Source organism: Phaeobacter italicus, assembly GCF_019801785.1.
In the GTDB taxonomy this organism is placed as follows: Bacteria; Pseudomonadota; Alphaproteobacteria; order Rhodobacterales; family Rhodobacteraceae; genus Phaeobacter; species Phaeobacter italicus.
This window is the reverse complement of sequence record NZ_JAHVIJ010000002.1, coordinates 253602-277365: the sequence shown is the minus strand read 5'-3', so window position 1 is coordinate 277365 and position 23764 is coordinate 253602. Positions and strand designations below refer to the sequence as shown.

25 protein-coding genes and 1 riboswitch are annotated in these 23764 nt (G+C 58.7%); of the genes, 6 read left to right on the top strand and 19 right to left on the bottom strand.

The annotated features are described in order from the left end of the window. Window positions 1–58 precede the first annotated feature (58 nt). Window positions 59–1222, top strand: coding sequence for a serine hydrolase domain-containing protein (locus KUV39_RS05740; protein WP_222459200.1), 1164 nt, complete (start codon window positions 59–61; stop codon window positions 1220–1222). Window positions 1223–1231: 9 nt separating this feature from the next. Continuing rightward, window positions 1232–1615: a DUF2237 family protein gene (locus tag KUV39_RS05735; RefSeq protein WP_222459199.1), complete on the top strand. Its 384-nt coding sequence runs from the start codon at window positions 1232–1234 to the stop codon at window positions 1613–1615. Between the two features lie 75 nt (window positions 1616–1690). On the opposite strand, the gene trpB is transcribed toward KUV39_RS05735, so the two are convergent. The 17 genes from trpB to miaB form a co-directional block, all read right to left on the bottom strand. Further along, window positions 1691–2947, bottom strand: coding sequence for a tryptophan synthase subunit beta (gene trpB / locus KUV39_RS05730; protein ID WP_008562655.1), 1257 nt, complete (start codon window positions 2945–2947; stop codon window positions 1691–1693). A gap of 136 nt (window positions 2948–3083) precedes the next feature. Further along, window positions 3084–3737, bottom strand: coding sequence for a phosphoribosylanthranilate isomerase (locus tag KUV39_RS05725; protein WP_008562473.1), 654 nt, complete (start codon window positions 3735–3737; stop codon window positions 3084–3086). A gap of 7 nt (window positions 3738–3744) precedes the next feature. Further along, window positions 3745–4095 (bottom strand): lipopolysaccharide assembly protein LapA domain-containing protein, encoded by a 351-nt coding sequence (locus KUV39_RS05720; protein WP_008561668.1) that lies wholly within the window; start codon window positions 4093–4095, stop codon window positions 3745–3747. Continuing rightward, a complete protein-coding gene (gene ihfB, locus KUV39_RS05715; RefSeq protein WP_008560927.1) occupies window positions 4095–4379 on the bottom strand; it encodes an integration host factor subunit beta in 285 nt (94 codons plus the stop codon). The genes KUV39_RS05720 and ihfB overlap by 1 nt, the downstream gene beginning before the upstream one ends. 333 nt (window positions 4380–4712) lie before the next feature. Next, a complete protein-coding gene (gene rpsA / locus KUV39_RS05710; protein WP_008562265.1) occupies window positions 4713–6392 on the bottom strand; it encodes a 30S ribosomal protein S1 in 1680 nt (559 codons plus the stop codon). Between the two features lie 333 nt (window positions 6393–6725). Then, window positions 6726–7331 (bottom strand): (d)CMP kinase, encoded by a 606-nt coding sequence (gene cmk / locus KUV39_RS05705; RefSeq protein WP_008562671.1) that lies wholly within the window; start codon window positions 7329–7331, stop codon window positions 6726–6728. After that, window positions 7328–8677 (bottom strand): 3-phosphoshikimate 1-carboxyvinyltransferase, encoded by a 1350-nt coding sequence (gene aroA / locus KUV39_RS05700; RefSeq protein WP_222459198.1) that lies wholly within the window; start codon window positions 8675–8677, stop codon window positions 7328–7330. Before aroA ends, cmk begins: the two co-directional genes overlap by 4 nt. Before the next feature lie 131 nt (window positions 8678–8808). Next, window positions 8809–9573, bottom strand: a complete 765-nt coding sequence (gene trmB, locus KUV39_RS05695) for a tRNA (guanine(46)-N(7))-methyltransferase TrmB (protein WP_222459197.1) — start codon at window positions 9571–9573, stop codon at window positions 8809–8811. A gap of 122 nt (window positions 9574–9695) precedes the next feature. After that, window positions 9696–10319 (bottom strand): COG3904 family protein, encoded by a 624-nt coding sequence (locus KUV39_RS05690; RefSeq protein ID WP_046210668.1) that lies wholly within the window; start codon window positions 10317–10319, stop codon window positions 9696–9698. 201 nt (window positions 10320–10520) lie between these two features. Continuing rightward, a complete protein-coding gene (metK, locus tag KUV39_RS05685) occupies window positions 10521–11702 on the bottom strand; it encodes a methionine adenosyltransferase (RefSeq protein ID WP_222459196.1) in 1182 nt (393 codons plus the stop codon). Window positions 11703–11710: 8 nt separating this feature from the next. Then, window positions 11711–11761: riboswitch (SAM-SAH riboswitch) on the bottom strand. Between the two features lie 61 nt (window positions 11762–11822). Then, window positions 11823–13319 carry an apolipoprotein N-acyltransferase gene (gene lnt / locus KUV39_RS05680; protein WP_222459195.1) on the bottom strand — a complete coding sequence of 499 codons (1497 nt, stop codon included), beginning with the start codon at window positions 13317–13319 and terminating at the stop codon, window positions 11823–11825. Then, a complete protein-coding gene (locus KUV39_RS05675) occupies window positions 13319–14215 on the bottom strand; it encodes a hemolysin family protein (RefSeq protein ID WP_046210667.1) in 897 nt (298 codons plus the stop codon). Before KUV39_RS05675 ends, lnt begins: the two co-directional genes overlap by 1 nt. Before the next feature lie 5 nt (window positions 14216–14220). Continuing rightward, complete coding sequence (gene ybeY / locus KUV39_RS05670; RefSeq protein ID WP_222459194.1) at window positions 14221–14751, bottom strand: rRNA maturation RNase YbeY; 531 nt, start codon at window positions 14749–14751, stop codon at window positions 14221–14223. An 82-nt stretch (window positions 14752–14833) separates the two neighbouring features. Beyond that, window positions 14834–15841: a PhoH family protein gene (locus KUV39_RS05665; protein WP_008560944.1), complete on the bottom strand. Its 1008-nt coding sequence runs from the start codon at window positions 15839–15841 to the stop codon at window positions 14834–14836. Window positions 15842–15994: 153 nt separating this feature from the next. Then, window positions 15995–16291, bottom strand: coding sequence for a hypothetical protein (locus KUV39_RS05660; RefSeq protein ID WP_008563165.1), 297 nt, complete (start codon window positions 16289–16291; stop codon window positions 15995–15997). 11 nt (window positions 16292–16302) lie between these two features. After that, the gene (locus KUV39_RS05655; RefSeq protein ID WP_224833934.1) at window positions 16303–16812 is read right to left on the bottom strand and encodes an OmpA family protein; all 510 of its coding nucleotides are present in this window, start codon (window positions 16810–16812) and stop codon (window positions 16303–16305) included. Between the two features lie 252 nt (window positions 16813–17064). After that, window positions 17065–18387 (bottom strand): tRNA (N6-isopentenyl adenosine(37)-C2)-methylthiotransferase MiaB, encoded by a 1323-nt coding sequence (gene miaB / locus KUV39_RS05650; protein ID WP_008558785.1) that lies wholly within the window; start codon window positions 18385–18387, stop codon window positions 17065–17067. A 143-nt stretch (window positions 18388–18530) separates the two neighbouring features. On the opposite strand from miaB, the gene KUV39_RS05645 reads away from it, so the two are divergent. Further along, the gene (locus KUV39_RS05645) at window positions 18531–19400 is read left to right on the top strand and encodes a glycosyltransferase family protein (RefSeq protein WP_222459193.1); all 870 of its coding nucleotides are present in this window, start codon (window positions 18531–18533) and stop codon (window positions 19398–19400) included. Window positions 19401–19448: 48 nt separating this feature from the next. Here the strand turns inward: KUV39_RS05645 and KUV39_RS05640 are convergent, their stop codons facing one another. Next, complete coding sequence (locus KUV39_RS05640) at window positions 19449–20246, bottom strand: phytanoyl-CoA dioxygenase family protein (RefSeq protein ID WP_222459192.1); 798 nt, start codon at window positions 20244–20246, stop codon at window positions 19449–19451. 120 nt (window positions 20247–20366) lie between these two features. Here KUV39_RS05640 and KUV39_RS05635 point away from each other — a divergent pair, with 120 nt between their 5' ends. Next, window positions 20367–21257, top strand: coding sequence for a LysR family transcriptional regulator (locus KUV39_RS05635; RefSeq protein ID WP_222459191.1), 891 nt, complete (start codon window positions 20367–20369; stop codon window positions 21255–21257). Here KUV39_RS05635 and irrA read toward each other — a convergent pair. Beyond that, window positions 21254–21670, bottom strand: coding sequence for an iron response transcriptional regulator IrrA (gene irrA, locus KUV39_RS05630; RefSeq protein ID WP_008561569.1), 417 nt, complete (start codon window positions 21668–21670; stop codon window positions 21254–21256). The genes KUV39_RS05635 and irrA overlap by 4 nt on opposite strands. A 235-nt stretch (window positions 21671–21905) precedes the next feature. Here irrA and fabA point away from each other — a divergent pair, with 235 nt between their 5' ends. Further along, complete coding sequence (gene fabA / locus KUV39_RS05625) at window positions 21906–22415, top strand: bifunctional 3-hydroxydecanoyl-ACP dehydratase/trans-2-decenoyl-ACP isomerase (RefSeq protein ID WP_008560391.1); 510 nt, start codon at window positions 21906–21908, stop codon at window positions 22413–22415. Between the two features lie 45 nt (window positions 22416–22460). Continuing rightward, window positions 22461–23690, top strand: coding sequence for a beta-ketoacyl-ACP synthase I (gene fabB, locus KUV39_RS05620; RefSeq protein ID WP_050672881.1), 1230 nt, complete (start codon window positions 22461–22463; stop codon window positions 23688–23690). Window positions 23691–23764: the final 74 nt, after the last annotated feature.

Below are 23764 nucleotides of genomic sequence, written 5' to 3'. Positions count from 1 at the left end.
TCGCCTTTGCGCGCTGCCCCTCCAGCTGACTAGGATCAGCATATTGCAGGAGGATTTTATGCCCAAGTGGCTACGTATTACGTCTATTTTCGTTTTGACGACGTTGGTCTGCGCCGCGTCGGTGGCTCTCTACAAACGAGAGACCATCGCCCGGCTGATCGCGGTGAACACCCTTTTTGACAAAGACAAGATCGTTCACAACTTCTCTCATATGGGAGACGCCTTTCTGACCACCCCGCTGGATCGCGGCCCGCAAGAGCCGAGCGAGTTGCCGCGCGGGGTAGAAATGACGCTGCCAAGCGGCATGCAGGAGTGGATGGAAGAACGATCCGTTACTTCGCTGCTGGTTATGAAAAACGGACAGATCCGGCACGAGAGCTATCACAAGGGCACCGCAGAGACCGATCTGCGCATCTCCTGGTCCATGGCCAAGAGCTACCTTTCCGCCCTCTTTGGTATTCTCTTGGACGAGGGGGCCATCGCCTCGCTCGACGAGAAGGTGGTGACATACGCCCCCTCCCTGCGTGGATCTGCGTATGAAGCGGCGACAATCCGCAATGTGCTGAACATGGCCAGCGGGGTCGAGTTTGATGAAGACTATCTGGACTATGATTCCGATATCAATCGGATGGGCCGCACCCTTGCCCTTGGCGGGACGCTGGACGATTTTGCCGCAGAGCTGAATGGCACGATCGCTGCGCCAGGCGAGATCTGGCAATATGTGTCAATCGACACCCACGTCCTGGGCATGGTTATCCGGGGCGCGACCGGTCGTTCGGTGCCAGAGCTGCTCTCTGAAAGGATCCTCTACCATCTGGGCCTTGAGAAAGCCGGTTACTACCTGACGGATGGTGCGGGGGTCGCCTTTGTCCTTGGCGGCATCAATCAGATGACCCGGGATTTCGCGCGCTTTGGATTGATGATGGCGCAGAACGGGCGATATGGCCGCAAGCAGATCGTCCCGCGCCTTTGGGTTGCACGCTCCACCCGCCCTACTGCACCAACAGAACCGGGCAAGACCGGCTATGGTTACCAATGGTGGATCCCAAGGAACGCAGAGCCCGGTGAATTTCTGGCCAGGGGCGTCTATGGGCAATATATTTATATCCATCAGGGCCGAAATGTCGTGATCGTGGTGACTGCGGCAGACCGCGCCTTTCGTGAATCAGGTGTCTCCCGGCAGAATGTCAGAATGCTGAGAACACTGGCCAAGTCACTTTAGGGTAAAGCGATGGAAAAAGACGCAAGCGTGAATGTGAAGGGGGGCGCCTTGGCCCCCTGTTCAACGGAGCCGATGACCGGGTACTTTCGGGACGGCCATTGTAACACCTGCGCCCAGGATCAGGGCAGTCACACAGTCTGCGCTGTCATGACCGACGAGTTTCTCGCCTTTCCCAAATATGTCGGAAATGACCTGTCGACCCCGAGACCAGAATTCGGCTTTGCCGGACTGAAGGCAGGCGATAGCTGGTGCCTGTGCGCCGGACGGTTCCTGCAGGCCGCAGACGAAGGCTGCGCCCCAAAGGTCAAACTGAGCGCGACCCATATCAAAGCACTGGATATCGTGCCGCTTCATATCCTCGAACAACATGCAAGCGACCCGGCAACCGACTGACCCTGAAAGATTACGTCCAAACGAAAAAAGGCGCCAGCATTTGCGGCGCCTTTTCCTTTGGCATGCATCGACCAATCAGTCGGTGTCGCGCCCTTCTTCTGTGTCGGACATGTCAAACCCAAGGTGACGGGCCACGGTAAAGATGTCTTTGTCGCCACGCCCACACATGTTCATCACGATGATATGGTCCTTCGGCAGATCAGGAGCGATCTTCATCACATGTGCAAGCGCGTGGCTCGGCTCCAGAGCCGGGATAATGCCTTCCATTGCACAGGATAGCTGGAACGCTTCCAGTGCCTCACGGTCGGTGATAGAGACATACTCCGCCCGGCCAATGTCATGCAGCCATGCATGTTCAGGCCCGATACCCGGATAATCCAGCCCCGCAGAGATAGAGAAACCTTCAAGGATCTGACCATCGTCATCCTGCAACAGATAGGTGCGGTTGCCATGCAGCACTCCGGGGCGCCCACCGGTCAGAGACGCGCAATGCTGCATCTTCTCATCAACCCCTTTACCACCTGCTTCGACGCCGATGATATTGACAGATTTGTCATCCAGGAACGGGTAGAACAGGCCCATCGCGTTGGATCCGCCGCCAATCGCTGCGATGACGGTATCCGGCAGGCGGCCTTCGCCTTCCTGCTCTGCCAGCTGCCAGCGGACTTCCTTGCCGATGATCGACTGGAAATCCCGCACCATCGCCGGATAGGGGTGAGGACCGGCAACCGTCCCGATGCAGTAGAAGGTGTCATGGACATTGGTCACCCAATCCCGCAACGCATCGTTCATCGCGTCCTTCAGCGTACCACGACCAGAGGTGACCGGGATGACCTCGGCCCCAAGAAGCCGCATCCGGAACACATTGGGGGCCTGGCGCTTCACGTCGTGCGCCCCCATGTAGACCACGCATTTAAGTCCGAATTTGGCGCAGACGGTTGCTGTCGCAACACCATGCTGCCCCGCACCGGTTTCCGCGATGATACGGGTCTTGCCCATGCGGCGTGCCAGCAGGATCTGGCCCAACACGTTGTTCACCTTGTGGGCGCCTGTATGGTTCAGTTCATCCCGCTTGAGATAGATCTTGGCACCGCCAAGGTGGTTGGTCAGGCGCTCCGCAAAGTAAAGCGGGCTGGGACGACCGACGTAGTGTTTCCACAGATCATCCATCTCTGCCCAGAAGGTCGGGTCATCCTTGGCGCGATCGTATTCCTCTTCCAGGCTGAGAATCAGCGGCATCAAAGTCTCGCTGACAAACCGCCCACCAAAAATACCAAACCGGCCCTGTTCATCGGGGCCATTCATAAAGCTGTTGAATAGATCTTCGGCCATGGTTCATTCCTTCTTCGCGGCGCCCGATATGAGTATAGCGCCCCCCGCGTCGGGTAAAGGGACGCGGAGAGGTTTCTATGATTTGGGACTGATTATCGCGGCTGAGCCGACCTGTCGCTGCGCAGAACAGCAGGGGTCAACGGCGAGGTGCGTTTGCCGCCTCGCAAAACGACTTGATCCGAGCCGGATCCTTTTCGCCCGGCGCGCTCTCGACGCCAGAAGCGACATCAACCTGACGGGCGCCGGTGACCCGGATGGCCTCGGCTACATTTTCCGGATTCAACCCGCCAGCCAGCATCCACGGGGCGCGCCAGTATTTCTTCTGCGCCAGCAGACGCCAGTCGAAGGCAACCCCATTTCCGCCCGGCAGCACCGCGTCCTTGGGCGCCTTGGCATCGACCAGAATTTGATCCGCGACGCCTTCGTATGCATCGATGCGCTGGACGTCCTCAAGCGACGAGACACCCAAAACCTTCATCACAGGCAAGCCGTAGCGTGCCTTGACCTCTGCCACACGTTCCGGGGTTTCCTGGCCGTGCAGTTGGATCATATCCAGGGGAACAACACTGGTGATTTCATCAAGCATGGCGTCATCTGCATTGACCACCAATGCGACCTTGCACATGCCTATGGGCGCCTCAACCGCCAAGGCAGCGGCCTCCTGTGGGGTGACTGACCGTGGGGATTTGGCAAAAAAGTTGAACCCGATGTATGCCGCGCCTGCCTCGGCGGCAGCCGCGATGTCCTGCGGGGTTTTCAGCCCGCAGATCTTGACCCGAATGTCCTGCATGACTGGCTCAGCTCGCCTCGTCCAGAAGGGCGAGAACCTCGTCCTTGCCTTCGTTCTTCTGCTTCTTGAGGCGCGAGACTTCACGCGACAGTTTGCGGGCCTCACGGGCCTTTTGATCCGCTTCGCGACGGTGTTTGTGTTCGCGCAGCCACTCGATGATGAAACCAATGACCAGACCAGCGGCAATACCCCCCAGCACCACAACAAAAAGTGGCAGTTCAATCTGGAAGTTGTAGCCGATCAGTTCGGCCAGAGCCGCTGGCAGAAGTTTCAGTTCGACCAGCCCACGGTTCGCAAGCGAAACCGAGATAAGAGCGATCGCAATGACACCGAGACAGGCGTAGCGAATGTAGCGCATCAAGCTTTTCCGTTCAGGCGGTCCCGCAAGAGCTTCCCAGTCTTGAAGAACGGCACATGTTTTTCTTCAACATGGACCGTTTCACCGGTGCGGGGATTGCGACCAACCCGCGCATCCCGTTGTTTCACCGAAAAGGCTCCAAAGCCTCGCAGCTCAACCCGGTCACCACGCGCCATTGCGTCAGTCACTTCCTCGAACACCGTGTTAACGATCCTCTCCACGTCACGCTGATACAGGTGCGGGTTTTCGTCTGCAATCTTCTGGATCAATTCCGAACGGATCATGTCCAGGCCCTCCCAAGCCAATTTAGGCGAAGTTTATATGCACCAACTATAGGAACAATTCCGGAAACCGTCACCAATTGATACCGGACGCGCCCGCGAATTAGCTAGCGATTGCCTAAGATTAGGCTGATTCCGCGCAGCGCCAAGCAGAAACATTCATAGGTTTCCCCGCAAAAGGCGATTGCACGGCCACACATGTGGCAACTTGATTCGCAGCCAGTTCATTAACGAATGCCCGCACCTCTGAGAAATCAGGCACTGCGGCAAAAGGAAACGGCCCCGCACAGGATGCGAGGCCGTTCCAAATTTTTCAGCCTGTAGCGGCTACTGAAATCAGTCGCCGGACTTCAGTGCTGCGCCCAGGATGTCGCCCAGGGACGCGCCGGAATCGGAGGAGCCATACTGTTCGACGGCTTCTTTTTCTTCCGCGATTTCGCGTGCCTTGATGGACAGGCCCAGACGGCGGGTCTTGGAGTCGACGTTGGTGACGCGAACGTCGACCTTGTCGCCAACCGAGAAACGCTCAGGACGCTGCTCTGCGCGGTCACGGGACAGGTCGGAGCGGCGGATGAAGGACTTCATGCCTTCGTATTCCACTTCGATGCCACCGTCTTCGATCGCGGTCACTTCAACGGTGATCACGGAACCACGCTTCACGCCGCCAACGGCTTCAGCGAACTTGTCGCCGCCCAGGGCTTTGATCGACAGGGAGATACGCTCTTTCTCGACATCCACTTCGGAGACAACGGCCGAAACCATGTCGCCTTTGCGGTAGTTCTGGATCGCATCTTCGCCACGCTCGTCCCAGGACAGGTCGGACAGGTGAACCATGCCGTCGATGTCGCCGTCGAGGCCGATGAACAGACCGAATTCGGTGATGTTCTTGACTTCGCCTTCGACCTGAGTGCCTTCCGGGTGGGTCTCAGCAAAGACTTCCCACGGGTTGCGCATGGTCTGCTTGAGGCCCAGGGAAACGCGGCGCTTGGCACCATCGATTTCCAGAACCATGACGTCGACTTCCTGGGAAGTGGAGACGATTTTGCCCGGGTGGACGTTTTTCTTGGTCCAGGACATTTCGGAGACGTGGACCAGACCTTCGACACCCGGCTCCAGCTCAACAAATGCACCGTAATCGGTGATGTTGGTGACGCGACCCTTGTGCACGGAGGACAGCGGGTACTTGGCGCCAACCAGATCCCACGGATCTTCCTGCAGCTGTTTCATGCCGAGGGAGATACGGTGAGTCTCTTTGTTGATCTTGATGACCTGAACCTTGACGGTTTCGCCAATGGACAGGATCTCGGACGGGTGGTTCACACGGCGCCATGCCATGTCGGTGACGTGCAGCAGGCCGTCAACGCCGCCGAGGTCAACAAACGCACCGTATTCGGTGATGTTCTTGACGACACCGTCCACTGCCTGGCCTTCGGACAGGTTGCCGATGACTTCGGCGCGCTGCTCGGCGCGGGACTCTTCGAGGATCGCACGGCGGGACACAACGATGTTGCCACGACGACGGTCCATCTTCAGGATCTGGAACGGCTGCTTCAGACCCATCAGCGGGCCAGCGTCGCGCACGGGGCGCACGTCAACCTGCGAGCCGGGCAGGAATGCAACAGCGCCGCCCAGGTCGACGGTGAAGCCGCCTTTGACACGACCGAAGATAGCACCTTCGACGCGCTGGTCGTCTGCGTATGCTTTTTCCAGGCGATCCCATGCTTCTTCGCGGCGCGCCATCTCGCGGGAGATGACAGCTTCGCCACGGGCGTTCTCAGCTGCGCGCAGGTAGACTTCTACTTCATCGCCAACAGAGATTTCGGGAGCTTCGCCAGGGTTTGCGAATTCTTTCAGCTCGACGCGGCCTTCCATTTTGTAGCCTACGTCGATGATGGCCTGGCCTGCTTCGATTGCGATGACCTTGCCTTTAACAACGGAACCCTCTTCGGGGGTGTCCATTTCGAAGCTTTCGTTCAGGAGGGCTTCGAATTCCTCCATCGATGTGTTTTGAGCCATGAGGTCTCAGGTTTCCTTTACAAATCGGTTTTATCTGGCCGGGCGGTTGTCTCCGCCGGTCTTGAAGATTGGTCCGTATGGGGCGCAGCACATGCCGGTCTGATCAGACAAACACAAAGGGCCGAGGTGTGCCCCGACCCTGCTCAGAATGCCGCCCGTGCGTTAACCGCCCCTATAGTGACAGGCCGTTTGTTACTGGGATTCCCCATCCCGCGCAAGAGAAACGATACAAACAAGGCGATAACTGGCCCAAAGGTCGCAGGTAGTACCTCGATTGCGTGGGGAATTTACGCCAAAATGATGATCCCAAGCCGCAGAATGGACGATACGACCCTAACGTCGCGCCTCGATCGCTGCGATGGCCATTTCAACGGCCTCTTCGATACTCAGCGTACTGGTGTCGATCTGCACAGCGTCCTGCGCGGGTTTCAGCGGCGCTTCGGAACGGTTCATGTCCCGTGCATCGCGGGCCTTCACATCCTCCAGAACCTCGGCCAGCGTTGTCGGATGACCGGCCGCCAGCAGCTCCTTCAGACGCCGCGTGGCGCGGACTTCTGCACTTGCGGTGACAAAGAGCTTGGCTTGCGCGCGTGGGCAGATCACCGTTCCGATATCGCGGCCATCAAGAACCGCGCCGCCAGCCCGACGCGCAAATGCTCTTTGGAAATCAACAAGCGCTGCACGCACTTCGGCAATGACCGCAACCTTGGAGGCCGCCTGAGCCACCTCCGCGGTGCGCAACTCTGGCCGCTCCAGATCTTCTGGCAACAGCGCCTCAGCCGCAGCGATTGGTTTTTCCCCTGCCAGCATCCGAGCGCCAACAGCACGATAAAGAAGGCCTGTATCGAGATGGGCAAAACCGAAATGCGCGGCTACAGCACGGGAAATCGTGCCCTTACCTGCGGCTGCCGGCCCGTCGACTGCGACCGTGAAGCTCATGATGAGGTCTCAAGCCGGGCGCCAAGGTCGGTCATCAGCGGCGTGAAGATCGGGAAAGACGTGGCGATCGGGGTGCTGTCGTCCACAGTCACCGGGTTTTGCGCCCCCATACCCATCACCATGAAAGACATTGCGATGCGGTGATCAAGGAAGCTTTCGCAAGTGCCGCCACCCGGGACACCATCAGCGCCCATGCCGGTTACGGCCCACCAATCGTCACCCTCTTCGACCATCACGCCATTTGCGCGCAGGCCACGCGCCATCGCGTCAATGCGGTCGCTTTCCTTGACGCGCAGTTCCTTAACGCCTGCCATCATGGTCTTGCCGCTCGCAAAGGAGGCCACAACAGACAGAACGGGATATTCATCAATCATCGAAGCTGCACGTTCCGGCGGGACTTCGATCCCCTTCATGTTGGGGGAGAATTTCGCGCGCAGATCGGCGACCGGCTCGCCGCCTTCCTCGCGCATGTTTTCAAAGGTCAGATCCGCACCCATATCCTGCAGAGTGTAGAACAGACCGGCGCGGGTCGGGTTCAGCCCGATACCTGGCACCAGCACATCAGACCCCGGCGTGATCAGCGCTGCACAGACCGGGAAAGCCGCGCTGGACGGATCGCGGGGCACCGCAATGACCTGCGCCTGCAGCTCGGGCTGTCCAGTCAGCGTAATGACCCGGCCTTCGTCTGTGTCCTCAACCGTGATTTCGGCACCAAAGCCAGCCAGCATCCGCTCTGAATGGTCACGCGTGGCTTCTTTCTCAATCACAACGGTTTTCCCGGGCGCGTTGAGACCCGCAAGCAGAACCGCAGATTTCACCTGAGCCGAGGGCACCGGAACCGTGTAGCGCACAGGTGTCGGCTCTGCCGCGCCCACGATGGTCATCGGCAAACGCCCCCCGGAACGGCCCACGGATTTGGTGCCAAACAGGGCCAGCGGATCGGTAACACGCGCCATCGGCCGTTTATTGAGGCTTGCATCCCCGGTGAAGGTCGCGGTGATTGCAGACGTGGCCATCACCCCCATGATGAGGCGAACGCCGGTGCCCGAATTGCCGCAGTCGATCACCTGATCAGGCTCCGCCAGACCGCCAACGCCCACGCCGTGAACAGACCAGCTGCCGTCGTCATGCTTTGTCACCTCGGCGCCCATTGCGCGCATCGCCTTGGCGGTGTCGAGCACATCTTCGCCTTCCAGCAGGCCCGTGATCTTGGTTTCGCCAACAGCCAGCGCACCCAGAATGATGGAGCGGTGCGAAATGGACTTGTCGCCCGGAACCTCGGCAACCCCTTTCAGGGGGTTCGCGCGGTGGGATGTCATCGGGAGTGGCGTGCCGTGTCCGGACATGAGGAACCTTTCAATGCTAGCGTTCACATCTGGACCTACCCAATCGGTTCGGGTCGGTCCAGCGTGTTTTGCTGCCACATGGGCCCACGAGCATGAGCTCCGAGCGGGAAAATGTGACGGCAGATGGGAAATTACAGACGGCGGAAGGTCATGTAATGCGGGGTCCGTCCCTCGCGCAGCGCCTTTTGCTCGTAGCGCGTGGAGATCCAATCGCCCCATGCGTTGCGCCAATCATCCGGCCCCTCTGCAAGCCATTCGAACCCCGCTTGCGGCACTTCTTCCATGGTTTGGCGGACATAGTCAGGAATGTCAGTTGCCACACGGAAAATGGCGCCGGACTTCAGGCATTTCGCCAAAGGTGCCAGGTGTTCTTGGGTCACAAAACGGCGGCGGTGGTGTCGTGCTTTTGGCCAAGGGTCGGGGTAGAGCAGAAAAGCACGAGAGATCGACTGTTCCGGCAGCACGTCCATCAGGTCACGCGCATCACCCGGATGCACCCGGATGTTATCGGCCCCCGCCCTGCGGATTTTGCCCAGAAGCATGGCAACACCGTTGATGTAGGGTTCTGCGCCGATGATCCCGACATCGGGGTTCGAAACCGCCTGATGAACCAAATGCTCACCACCGCCAAAGCCGACCTCAAGCCAGACGTCACGGCCACCGAACAGGCTGTCCAGATCAAGCAGCGTGCGATCGGGATTTTCATCCCAGCCCACAGCCCCCGGGCTAAGCGCGGCAAGATCTTCGTCAAGATAGCGCTGCTGGCTGTCCTTGAGCTGCTTGCCCTTGAGGCGGCCATAAAAGTTGCGCCAGGGCGCACCGCTCTGATGTTTATCAACCGCGTTGGGCCGGGTGTCCCCAGTCGGCGCCGGGTTGGGTTTGTTGTCATCAGACATCAGATGCGTTTCCTGTAGAGCTGTGAAAAATCTGGCCGCCCATCTGCCTGAACCACAGCGTTGGGTCAAGCCACCAAGCACCCTTCCGATTGCCCGCAACGCAGCTGTGATGGCTTTAGCCGTTAGCCGCCTTCGCGCAGGACACCTGCCGCAATCAACCTCAGCCGAGTTGGAAACCAGATATCATGTGGCGGTGTCTTCAGTGTTTCGATCGCAAACTCCGGGTCAACACCGCGATCCAGCATGTAGTCCAGATGCAGAAACACCTCTGCCTGGGTATCACGATAGATCCAAGAGCCAAACTCAAACGGTGTCGCCCAGTCTTCGTCCTTGCGCCAGCGCCGGTAATAGCCCTGGACTGCCTTTGGCGCCCAATCTCGCTGATGGAACCCGATCTGAGAGCCTAGCGTCATCTGCCGCCCCTCGCCCGCAAGAAAGATATCAACGCAGGCGCTGATGCACTCTCCGACGACCCAGGTATCCAACCCGTGTTCAAGAACGATTTCGGCAATCGTCTCGCCCGCATAGACACTGCCACCACCGCTGTTCAGCTGCAGGCGATCGATGGCAGGATTGGCCGCGAGTATATCGCGAAAGGGTTCGATGTCGTCTTCGGTTATCTCCCAGATTTCAGCTCTTGCACCATCCTTGCCGGTGTTTTCTTCCGGCTCCTCGGTGTCATAGATCAAAGTCTGGCCGTCCACCTTGAATTTCGGCGGCAAGGTGTCTCTCGCTTGTGCGCCCATCGCGATACTGCAGCACAGCACTGTCGCAAGAGTTAGAGAAGATTTGACGCCAAACGAGAGTGACACGGGCTACGTCCATTTTAAGTTCGCAAGCACCTTGCCAGTAATGACACCGCATTACCAATGACTTTCAGAGGGGCTGAAAATGAAAAAAGGGCAGGAAATCTCCCGCCCTTTTCAGATCATGTCGTCCAGATAGGATCAGATCGCTTTTGCCAGCGCATCGACGAGATCGGTGCGTTCCCAGCTGAAACCACCATCGGCGTCAGGTTCGCGGCCAAAGTGGCCATAGGCTGCGGTGCGCTGATAGATCGGCTTGTTCAGACCAAGGTGAGAGCGGATGCCGCGCGGGGTCAGATCCATGATCCGATCAATTGCTGCCTCGATCTTGTCGGCAGGAACGTCACCGGTTCCGTGGGTGTCAGCGTAGATCGACAGCGGCTTTGCCACGCCAATCGCGTAAGACAGCTGGATGGTGCATTTATCGGCCAGGCCTGCAGCGACCACGTTCTTTGCAAGATAACGCGCAGCGTATGCAGCTGAGCGGTCAACCTTGGTCGGATCTTTGCCAGAGAACGCCCCGCCACCGTGAGGCGCTGCGCCACCGTAGGTGTCAACGATGATCTTGCGGCCTGTCAGACCTGCGTCCCCATCCGGGCCGCCGATTACGAACTTGCCAGTTGGGTTCACGTGCCAGACGGTTTCATCGGTCAGCCAGCCATTAGGCAGGGTTTCACGGATGTAGGGCTCGACAATGGCGCGAATGTCGTTTGAGGTCAGCGTCTCGTCCAGATGCTGCGTCGACAGCACCAGAGAGCTGACGCGAACCGGCTTGCCGTTTTCATAGACAACGGACAGCTGCGATTTCGCATCCGGACCAAGCGCAGGTTCGGTGCCATTCTTGCGCACTTCGGCAAGGCGGCGCAGAATTGCGTGGCTGTACTGGATCGGTGCAGGCATCAGAGCCGAGGTTTCGTTGGTTGCAAAACCAAACATGATACCTTGGTCGCCAGCGCCTTCGTCTTTGTCTTCAGCCGCGTCCACACCCTGGGCGATGTGGGCGGATTGTTCGTGCAGCAGGTTGGTGATCTCAACCGTCTCGTGGTGAAACTTGTCCTGCTCGTAGCCGATATCCTTGATGCAGGCGCGGGCGATCTCGTCGATGCGGCCCATGTAGTCCTGCAGTTTTTCCTGATCGGACAGGCCCACTTCACCACCAATGACCACACGATTGGTCGTGGCAAAGGTCTCCGCAGCAACGCGGGCCTCGGGCTCTTCGCTCAGAAAGGCGTCAAGAACAGCATCCGAGATACGGTCACAGACCTTATCGGGGTGGCCCTCGGAAACAGATTCCGAAGTGAAAGTGTAGTTGGGTCGTGTCATGAAAGTGGTGCTCCGTTGGGGGTTCAGCCTGCCACGCCAGGAAGCCGTTGTGGCAGTAATCGGACCGCACTACGCGGACCGGCAGGACTCGTCAATCTATAATCCGCTATGCTTAACGAGCTATGACCTGCGTGCAATACTCTGCGAAAAAGCCATCCCCCCCACACATAGAAGAATGCAGAAGAGAAACACCCAGATATCGCCTGTACGCGCATAGAGTGTGGGGGCCAGCGGTGCTGGAAGGGCCACGTCAATATATCCAGCCACGCCAAGAGGCAGGGAATCAACGATCCGACCGTAGGGATCAATCATCGCGGATATCCCGGTATTGGCGACCCGGATCATAGGCAACCCCTGCTCAAGCGCCCGCATCCGGGCCTGTACGAGATGCTGAAAGGGGCCAGAATATGTCCCGAACCATGCGTCGTTGGTGATCTGTATCAGAACATCCGCTCTTTCCGGCGCGGCGTTTACATCCTGCGGGAACACGGCTTCATAGCAGATCAGGGGCAACGCCTTGCCGATCGGCAGGTCAATCACCTGCGGCCCCGGCCCGGCTGCATAACCCGCCCCTGCCTGCGAGGCAAAGCCGTGAATGCCAAACCGCGCCATCAGATTTCCGGCAGGGACATACTCTCCAAATGGCACCAGATGCGCCTTGTCATAGATCTGGCTTGGCGCGCCCCCCTCTTCCAGCAAAATGGCCGAGTTGAAATACTGGCCCGCCTCACGGCGCTGGATGCCAAGGAATAGCGGCGTCTGGCCCGCGGCAGCAGAGATCTGGGTCAGCACATCTTCCGCGTAATGCAGCATCAGCGGCACAGCCGTTTCGGGCCAAACAATAAGATCAACATCACCGGGCGCGCTTGTGTATTCGACCTGGCGCTGCACAAAAGACCAACGCAAATCAGGGTGCCATTTTTCATCCTGCGGGGCATTGGGCTGCACCAAACGGATGATCTTGTCTGTCATCTCCACAGGCGGAGGCGACGGAACCAGCGCGACACAAAGTGCCGCTACGGCCAGTGGCAGCACCGCCCAAACCGGACGCAAGGACAAAAGCCCCAAAGGGATAAACGCAATCAGGGTCAACACTGCGACCCCTTGAGGACCGATCAATGGCAACATCTGCGCAACTGGCGTATCAATCCAGAACTGCGCAAACGCCGCCCATGGCAACCCCGTCAGCAGATAGGCACGTCCAAACTCCGCCAGCGACAGGGCCGCAATCAGGACAAGGATCCGCGCAGCCCCCCTGCCCCATTTGGTGGCGACGGCAAAGGCAGCGGCCCAAAACAACGCCAAACCAGCCGCCAGACCGACAACCGCAAAAGGTGCCATCCAGGCGTAACGTTCCGCATCAATCTGAAACGGTTCGTAGATCCACACCATCGCGACAGCGAAATAGGACGTCCCCAAGAGCCAGCCGTAGAAAGCCCCTTGTTTCCACCCCTCAAGCGACAATGCCTGCCTGCCGATCAAGCCAAGGCAAAGCGGTGCAAGCCAAATGAAATGGAAGGGCGCAAGCGCAAGCGCCAGTGCGGCGCCCGATGTACAGGCGCCGATCAATCGGGCAGCGGCCCCGCCACGATCGGCAAGGCGGAGGGCCTTTGCCATCAACTCTGGCCGGGAAGACGTACCCGCAACCGTTTGATCCGGCGTGGGTCGGCGTCCATCACTTCGAACTCTGGGCCATCGGGATGCTGGATCACCTCACCCCGCACAGGAACACGACCAGACAGCATGAATACCAATCCGCCAAGCGAGTCGATTTCCTCTCCATCCACATCATCGTGATTGGTCAGGGACCGGCCGATTTCTGTTTCAAACTCTTCCAGAGGGGCGCGGGCTTGGGCGATATAGCACCCCTCTTTTTCGCGAAACCACATCTGGTCTTCGCCCGCATCGTGTTCATCCTCGATCTCACCGACGACCTGTTCAATCAGATCCTCAATGGTCAAAAGGCCATCCACACCGCCGTATTCGTCAATGACCAGCGCCATATGCCGCCGTTCCGCCTGCATTTTGGTCAGCAGAACGCCAATCGTCATGGATGGGGGCACAAACAAAAGCGGCCGCACCATCCCCTGTAGCGAGAAATCGGACTCTTCGCAGTTGAAGCCATGCATCAGCGCAAAGTCCTTGAGGTGGACGAAACCAATTGGCGTGTCCAGCGTGCCCTCATAAACGGGAATGCGCGTAAAGCCGCTTTCCCGGAAGATCTGCACCAGCTCATCTTTGGGGGTAGAGGCAGACACCGCCACGATTTCCGCCGCCGGGATGGCCACATCCTCGACACGCAGACGACGCAGATTGATCATGCCATGAGGTTGCGCTGTGCCGTTGGCATCCGGGACCACGGCCACTTCTTCCTCAGAGTCTGCGGAGCCAAAAGAGCCGAAAATACGCCCCAAAAGCCCTGTTGATTGAGCCGCAACCGCACTATCGCCAGCGCTGCTCCCGTTCTCCAGCGCGCCATGCGCTGCGTTAGAACTGCCGTCTATGTCGCCCATCTTTCCTATCCGATACGCCCGTAATTCGGGCTGTCCTCTACAGTATATGGGTCATCGATACCCATCTTGCCAAGTATCTCGACCTCAAGACCTTCCATCAAAGTGGCATCCGGGTCACGAATGTGATCATAGCCGAGAAGATGCAACAATCCGTGAACGATCAAATGGCGCAGGTGGTCGGCCAGCGGTTTGCCCGCCTCCTGCGCTTCGCGCGCGCAGGTTTCATAGGCAATCGCAATATCGCCCAAGGGAATTTCACCTGTAAAATCAGCCTCAGGAGCCATCGGTGTGCCACCCGGCTCCTCTGCCGCGAGCTCTTCGGCAGGCCAGCTGAGCACATTGGTCGGCTTTGCCTTTTGGCGGAAATCCTCGTTCAAGACGGCGATCCGAGTGTCATCACAGGCCAGCACCGAAATTTCGCACGCCTCAGGGTCAAGTTGGAAATGGGACAGCACCGCCTCGGTTGCCTCGATGACAAGAGGTTCCAGATCCGCCTCTCGCCAGCGATCTTCTTCGATAGAAATGTCGAGGCCCATAGCCGCCTTTTCCGAACCAAAGCGCCCATTGCCAAGCAAGGGCGCCCCGGATCAATTGCAATTTCGTGTTTTGCCCTAGGTGTCAGGCAGGTTTTTCATCCGCCTCATAGGCCTCGATGATGGCCGCCACAAGCGGGTGGCGCACAACGTCGCGGGCCGTGAAGTAGTTGAAGCTGATTTTGGGGATGGATTTCAAAAGGCGCTCTGCATCCGCAAGGCCCGAAGACACCCCACGTGGCAGATCGACCTGGCTACGGTCGCCTGTGATCACCATGCGTGAGCCCTCACCCAGACGGGTCAGGAACATCTTCATCTGCATGGTCGTGGCATTTTGCGCCTCGTCCAGCACGACAAACGCGTTAGAGAGAGTACGTCCCCGCATAAAGGCAAGCGGCGCAATCTCGATCTGTTTTTCCTCGAGCAGCTTCGCGAGCTGTTTTCCCGGCAGGAAATCGTTCAACGCATCATAGAGGGGCTGCATATAAGGATCGACCTTGTCCTTCATGTCGCCGGGCAGATAGCCGAGTTTTTCGCCAGCTTCGACAGCCGGGCGGGACAGGATGATCTTGTCGACGTGGCCAGTGATGAACATGCTCACCCCGACCGCGACGGCAAGATAGGTTTTCCCGGTGCCCGCCGGGCCGATACCAAAGGCCAGTTCGTGTTCGAACAGCGACTGCACATAGGCTTTCTGGGCGTCGGTGCGCGGCTCGACCAATTTCTTGCGGGTCTTGATCTCGACCTTGCCACCGCGGAACATCTCCAGCTGACTGCCGGGTTCGGCCGGTTCTTCTTGTCCCATTCGCAATTCGCGGTCGATATCCCCCGCCTCTACGCTGCGACCTGTTTCCAGTCGATCATAAAGCGCGGCCAGCACCGCTGCGGCCTGTTCCCGCGCGCCATCTTCTCCCAAAACAGACAATTGATTGCCACGTCGGACGATCTGGACCCCCAGCGCCTGCTCGATCGAGGCGAGGTTGCGATCATATTCTCCACAAAGATCGATCAGCAGCCGATTGTCAGGGAATTCAAGCAGTGCCTCATGTGAGCTGCCCTGCTCTTGCGAAGGGGTCAAAGTGCCAATGGCCAATCCCGTCTCCTGTCTTTGACGTTGCAGTTTCAGTGTGCCTTTCCCGCAGCGCAGGCGCAAGCACGAGCCGCGCAATTTCACGCGACTGAAACAAATAGGCCGCCCATTTGGGGGCGGCCTGTCCACTCTTCATGCAGTGTTTGACACCGAGCGTCAGATCACATCTTCAAAACTGGAACCCGACTTGAACGGTCCAACAGCCGTATTCGGAGGCGCCACCCCAGAACAGACCGGACGGCCATCAGGCCCCAGGCGCTGTGACAGGTAGCCCTCGACCCCATCGTCAATAATCCAGTGATCGCATCCTGTTGGATCAACCCAGATACCCGCTTTCAATTGCGACAGGTCCTTGCTGTCAAAGCCTCGGTCAACCGTTTTGTCGACCTTCTCCCCGCAAGCCCCAAGACCAGCTGCCACCGACAGCACCAGAAGTGTTTTGGCCAATTTCATGATCAGATCCCTCAGCGCAGGCAGATGATTTCGACACGGCGGTTTTGCGCCATGTTGGATGCAGAGTCGTTTGGCACACGCGGGTCGCGCTCGCCGTAGCCTCGCGCCTCCAGGATCCGGGCGCCGACGGATTCGCCGACCTCTGCCACTGCATTGGCGCGACGCTGCGACAGGCGCATATTGTATTCGTCAGACGCACGACTGTCGGTATGCCCGGTGATGATGAATGCGCTGGCGTTGGCGGACTGAAAGAACTCCTGAAGGCGTTTCTGTCCTGCTGCGCTGATGCGGTGCTTGTTGGTGGCAAAAAACTGATCGCTTGGCATTACGCCGCAGATGTTGCCACGACGGCAGACCGGTTTGCCATCACGGGTCACATGAGGGGTCATGAACCCTTCGGCTCCGTCGTCCATCACCCAATGCTCACAGCCATCAGGGTCAACCCAGATCGTCGGCACATATCGCTGGCCCGGACCGCCAAAGCCACCGTCCTGCGCCGAGGCTACACCACCCGCACACATCGTGGCCGCGATTGCCGCACCACCGATGACACGCTTAACATTCAACATCGAAAAACCTGCTCCCCTCGCCGATCTGCAGAGCCCATCGTGGCCGGGGCATCCCCGGCGTAAAACTCCGATTTTGACCAATAATCGCAGGTATGGGCCTGCAATTGCAATCAAATGCTTAACCGCGGCCCAGATTTGCAGCCGACTGAAACGCGGATCCCACAGGAGAGCCGCGCCAGTCTGGCATGACAGCAACGGCGCAGATCAGCCGATCAGTTCACCTGCGAGAGAGTTTGGCCCAGAGGAGACAATACGTACACGCGCCAGATCACCGATGTTGCGATCACAATCCGCAACGTGAACGGCGTGGAGATAGTCGGACTTGCCGACCATCTGACCAGGCAGGCGGCCAGCTTTTTCAAACAGAACGCCAACTTCGCGGCCGACCATGCTGTCCTGAACTTCACGCTGCTGTTGGGTCAGCAAAGCCTGCAGCCGCTGCAGACGGTCGTCCGCCGCCGCAGGATCAACCTGTGCGCGCTCTGCAGCCGGTGTGCCGGGGCGGGTTGAGTATTTGAAGGAATAGGCGGTGCCGTACTTAACCTCTTCCACCAGGTCCATTGTGGCTTGGAAGTCCTCTTCGGTCTCTTCCGGGAAGCCGACGATGAAGTCCCCCGAGATCAGGATATCGGGACGCGCGGCACGGATACGCTCGATCAGGCGGATATAGCTTTCCGCCGTATGTGCGCGGTTCATCCGTTTGAGGATCTTGTCAGACCCCGCCTGCACCGGCAGGTGCAGATAGGGCATCAGCTTGGCGCAGGTGCCATGCGCCTCGATCAGGTCGTCCTGCATGTCGTTGGGGTGCGAGGTGGTGAAACGAATACGCTCCAACCCGTCAACCTTGTCCAGCTCCCAGATCAATTGCGCCAGGGTCATGTCACCGTTCGGACCGGCGCCGTGGTAGGCATTCACGTTCTGCCCCAACAGAGTGATCTCGCGCACGCCGCGCTCTACCAGATCGCGTGCTTCGCGCAGGATGCGGTCTGCCGGGCGGCTGACCTCGGCTCCGCGGGTATAGGGCACCACGCAGAAGGCGCAGAACTTGTCGCAGCCTTCCTGCACCGTCAGAAACGCCGTTGGGCCGCGCTTGGCCTTGGGACGGTTTTTCAGTTTCTCGAATTTGTCTTCTTCGGGGAAGTCGGTGTCCAGCACCTTTTCCCCGGTTCGTGCCTTGGCTTCCATCTCCGGCAGGCGGTGATAGCTTTGCGGGCCGACAACCAGATCGACCAGCGGCTGGCGGCGCATGATCTCTTCCCCCTCGGCCTGGGCAACACAGCCCGCAACACCGATCTTGAGGTCCGGCTTGTCGGCCTTCAGCCCCTTGAAGCGGCCCAGCTCGGAATAGACCTTCTCCGCTGCCTTCTCCCGGATATGACATGTGTTCAGGAGGATCATGTCCGCATCGTCGGGCGATTTGGTTTCAACGTAACCTTCACCGCCCAGCGCTTCGGCCATGCGTTCACTGTCATAGACATTCATCTGACAGCCATAGGTCTTGATAAACAGCTTCTTCGGAGCGCTCATGGGGACAACCTTTTCACCGGAGGGGTCGCAACAGCGGCGTGGCATAGCCGGAAACGGCTCTGCTTGCAATGCCAGCCCGATTACCCGAATTTAACAGCAATCGCCAGACACGGAAGCTGGCACTCAAAAATGGGCAGTCGCAGATGATGCATTCCTCACTCGGAGAGTTCTTAAGTCAGGGAACAGAGATCCTGGCTTCCGGGCCTGTTGCCATGATCTTCATCGAAGACCGGGTGGAGATGACCACAACACTGCGCCACCATCTCGATTGTGGTTTTGCCGAGGTCGTCGCCTTTGTGCCTGATGCCTTTGATCTGCCTTATGACGTCGAAAGTCGGATCCATCGTGTACCGTTTGATTGCAGCAGGCGCGAAGCGGTATTCGACGCGATCAATCGGGTGATCGATGTCGCGGCACCCGGATGTTGGCTCTACTACTGCTACAACGCCGAATATTTGTTCTACCCCTTCAGCGAGACCCGCAGTGTCGGCGAAATGCTGACGTTCCACGCCGAAGAGCGCCGTGCCGCAATGCTGACCTACGTAATCGACCTATACGCAGCGAATTTAGAGGCCTACCCGAACGGAGTGTCCCTGGAGGACGCGCATCTTGATAAATCGGGGTACTACGCGCAGGCACGGCTCGATCCGGAAACCGGGCATCCACTAGAGCGGCAATTGGATTTCTTCGGGGGTGTGCGTTGGCGCTACGAAGAGCATATCCCGAAGGTCAGTCGCAAGATTGACCGCATCTCGCTCTTCAGGGCCCGCCCCGGCCTGCGGCTGCTTGAGGATCACCGTTTCAATGAACCGGAATACAACACCTACGCCTGCCCCTGGCATCACAATCTGACAGCTGCTGTCTGCTCTTTCAGAACTGCCAAGGCTTTGAAACGCAACCCGGGCTCGGCCTTTGAGATCGACAGCTTCTACTGGCACAACTCCACCCCATTTGACTGGCAGGCGCGGCAACTTCTGGATCTTGGTCTGATTGAACCGGGCCAGTGGTTCTGACCCAGCCAGCTGGGTCTGAGCCGCAAGAGCCGCTCAGACCGAGTTAGATCACCGCTGCAGCAGGACCGGGAACCAGTCTTCGCGCAGAACCTGGCCCGGTGTCATGTCATGGCCCGGATAGGGCGGAGAGGTACGGCCCGGACGCTCGATATATCGTGCGTCGTCTCCTACCAGGCGCAACGAAAACGCGCGGCGGCGCGTGTCACTCGTGTTGCCACGCGCACCATGAAGCGTCCGGTAGTTGAAAGCGACCGCATCACCGGGCTCCATCTCCCATTCCAGAACCGTCATACCCTCTGCGTCCGGATCCGGAACGGGCATGTATTGCCCCTCATCCGGAAAGAACCCTTCCTCCGACACCCAGCGGGTCGGCAGGACTTCCTTTTCCCAAAGGTGCGAACCCGCCACGCAGCGCAGCGATGCCTCTTTCACCTGATCCAGTGGCGACCAGAAGCTGATGGTCTGCTGCCCTTCGACGAAATAATAGGGTCCATCCTGGTGCCAGGGCGTGGGCATAGAGGTTCCCGGCTCTTTGACCAGGACATGATCATGGAACATCTGCACGCGCTTTGACTGCATCAAATCAGCCGCAACCTCGGCCACGGGCGAGTCGTTGATGGCCTGTTCAAACTGCGAAATGCGGGTCCAGTTGCAATAATCATCAAAGAACCGGCCGGTCTGCCCCTTCTTTTCATTGTTTGACGCATAGGGGCCTGGTTCAGCCATATTGGCCTCAACTCCATCGCGCAGCAGCTCAACCTGATCGGCAAAAAGCCCACGGATCAGGGTCACACCATCGCGCTGAAATTGGTCGATGTGGTCTTGGGTAATGAGGGGATGGGGCATCGCGCTGTCCTTGGTCTCAAATCTTCGGGGTTCCATGATATGGCAGACCCGTTCCAGAGGATCTTGCGCTCAGCCACGGCGAATGCTCAAATAATATCTAAGAATGCGAGCAATAGCCTGATGTTATACCTAACCCTCCGCCACTACGAATATGTCTGCGCAATCGCCCAGCATGGTAGCCTCTCTGCAGCTGCGGCAGCGGCTCATGTCAGCCAGCCGGCGCTATCCAATGCCCTTGCGCGGGTAGAGGAGCACCTCGGCCAGGCCCTGTTCCTGCGCCGCAAGGGGGCGGCGGTTGTGCTGACGCCACAGGGTCGGATCTTTGCTGAACAGGCTCAGGCATTACTCGACCAGGCAGCCCGCCTCGAAGGTCAGAGCGATGAAGATACGTTAGGCCAGAAACTAACGATCGGATGTTTCAGTGATCTGGCCCCATTTGTGCTGGCCCCGGCACTGAAAGCATTGCGGAGCGCACTACCGGAAGTGGCCATCCGATACCGCGTCGATGATTTCGAACCCTTGATTGCAGCGCTGACCGGCGGTGATGTGGATATTGCGATCAGCTATGATCTTGGCGTTGACGGCAGTTTCGCCAGACAAGAGCTGTCGCGCAGAGCCCCCCGTGCACTGGTTCCGCAAACCCATCCGCTCGCACGCCAGCAGGCAGTTACGCTGAGAGAGCTGGCGGGTCATCCGTTGATTCTGTCTGACGAGGGGCTGTCTGTTCGCCATATGCTGGCGCTGTTCAAATCCGTTGCGAGCCTGCCCCGCATCGCACATCGGGCGGCATCAGTCGAACTCCTATGCAGCCTTGCTGCCAACGGTGAAGGGGTCGGCATCACCTACAGCCACCCTCCCGGAAGTAGGTCATATGACGGCAAGCAGCTGGCCGCGGTCCCGATTTCAGACGTCACCGCAGAAGAACCCATCGTCCTGATCAGCCATGCAAAGCCAAGCGCCAACAGCCTGCTTGCGCAGGCGCAGGGCATCTTGAAATCGGTGGTGACCTAGACCTTGCGCAGGCGGATCACCACGTCAACCGACGCGATTTCCACCCCATCAGGTGCGGCAGGCAGGCGCTGGATCACCAGCTGATCAGAGGGCGCGTCGGACAGCCGCCCGTCTTCTTCCCAGAAGAAATGCGGATGGTCATGCGTGTTGGTGTCAAAATAGCTCTTGGAGCCGTCCACCGTAATCTCCTGCAGCACGCCTGCCTCGCAAAACGCACGCAGGGTGTTGTAGACCGTGGCGAGCGACACAGCCGCACCCTTGTCCTTGGCTGCGTCAAACAGGCTCTCGGCGGTGACATGGCGGTGCTTGCCATCCCCGACCAGCAGCTCTGCCAGCGCGACCCGCTGTCGGGTCGGGCGCAGACCGGCCGAAACCAGCCAGTCAGTTGCAATATCTGCGCTTGTTGGCGTCATGAAGCGAGTCCTGCTTGGCGTTGCTGACCGCATATATAGCCAGAGTCGGCGCCTGCATTCAATTCAATTTCCACGCGATCGCATTGCTGCGCCAGCCTGTCACAGCACCTTTACCAAAACGCAACAGCACAAACCGACGCGCTCACACAATGCCCGGAACTCTTGCAGGACACTTGGCGCGGGTGCTACAGGGGGCCAGATAAATGATGACACCACAGGCAGGAGAAGCGCCAGCATGGCCGATTACCCCAGCAGCTTTGACAAAGACGATTTGCTGAAATGTGCACGAGGCGAGCTTTTTGGCCCCGGCAACGCACAGCTGCCTGCTCCGCCGATGCTGATGATGGACCGCATCACCGAGGTCTCCGCAGATGGCGGCGCCCACGGCAAAGGCCACATCATGGCCGAGTTCGACATCACGCCCGACCTGTGGTTCTTTGACTGCCACTTCCCCGGCAACCCGATCATGCCTGGCTGCCTTGGCCTAGATGGTTTGTGGCAGCTGACCGGTTTCAACTTGGGCTGGCGCGGCTGGCAGGGGCGTGGCTACGCCCTTGGTGTGGGTGAAGTCAAACTCACCGGCATGGTTCGCCCGGATCGCAAGATGCTGACCTACAAGGTCGATTTCACCAAGGCCATCCAAACCCGCCGCCTGACCATGGGCGTGGCAGATGGCATCGTCGAAGCGGACGGTGAAGTGATCTATCAGGTCAAAGATATGAAGGTCGCCCTGTCCGAGAGCTGATCCTCCGCTCTATCGGCACCTGAACTAGAAATAGGAGTACGCAACATGCGTCGCGTCGTCGTCACCGGTCTGGGTATTGTCTCCTCGATCGGCAACAATGCCGAAGAGGTCCTTGCCTCGCTTAAAGCCGGGAAATCCGGTATCGAAGCCAGCCCTGAAATGGCTGAACACGGTTTCCGCAGCCAGATTGCCGGGACGCTGAAACTGGATGTCAGCGAACATGTCGACAAGCGCACCCTGCGTTTCATGGGCGCAGGCGCGGCCTATGCCCATATCGCAATGAGCCAGGCGATTGCAGATTCCGGCTTGAGCGAAGACCAGATCGTCAACGAGCGCACAGGTCTTGTTGCAGGCTCCGGTGGCCCGTCCACTTCTGCAATGCTGACGGCGCATCAGACCGTTCTGAAAACCGGTGCGACCAAGCGGATCGGGCCGTTTGCAGTGCCGAAATGCATGTCCTCCACGATCTCGGCCAACCTGGCGACAGCGTTCAAGATCAAAGGCATCAACTACTCCATCACATCGGCCTGCTCGACCTCTCTGCACTGCATTGGCAATGCGGCTGAGCAGATCATGATGGGCAAGCAGGACGTGATGTTTGCCGGCGGTGGCGAGGAACTGGACTGGACGCTGTCCTGCCTGTTCGACGCGATGGGCGCAATGTCGTCAAAGTACAATGACACCCCCGAAAAGGCCTCCCGCGCATTTGATCAGGACCGCGATGGTTTCGTGATTTCCGGTGGTGGCGGCATCGTGGTGCTAGAAGATCTGGAACATGCACTGGCCCGCGGCGCCAAGATCTACGCCGAAGTCACCGGCTTTGCGGCAACCTCTGACGGTCATGATATGGTTGCGCCCTCGGGCGAAGGTGGCGAACGCGCCATGCGTCTCGCGCTCCAGTCCCTGCCGGAAGGCCGCAAGGTGGATTACATCAACGCACACGGCACCTCGACACCGGTTGGTGACGTGGGAGAGGTCGAAGCCGCCCGCCGCGTCTTTGGCGCAGGCAACGTGCCTCCCATTTCCTCAACCAAGTCGATGACAGGCCATGCCCAGGGCGCTGCTGGCGCGCTGGAAGCGATCTTCTGCCTGCTGATGCTGGACAACGACTTCATCGCACCGTCGATCAACGTCGAAACACTCGCAGATGGCATCGAGCCCTCTGAAGTTGCGACCAACTTGGTGGAAAATGCGGGCCTCGATAGCGTCATGACGAACAGCTTTGGCTTTGGTGGCACCAATGGCTCGATGGTGCTGAGCAAATACAAAGGCTGAGCTAAGCCAGCTGTAAAACTGACACTGCGGCCGTGGGATTCACTGAATCCTGCGGCCGTCTTCGTTTCGGATGT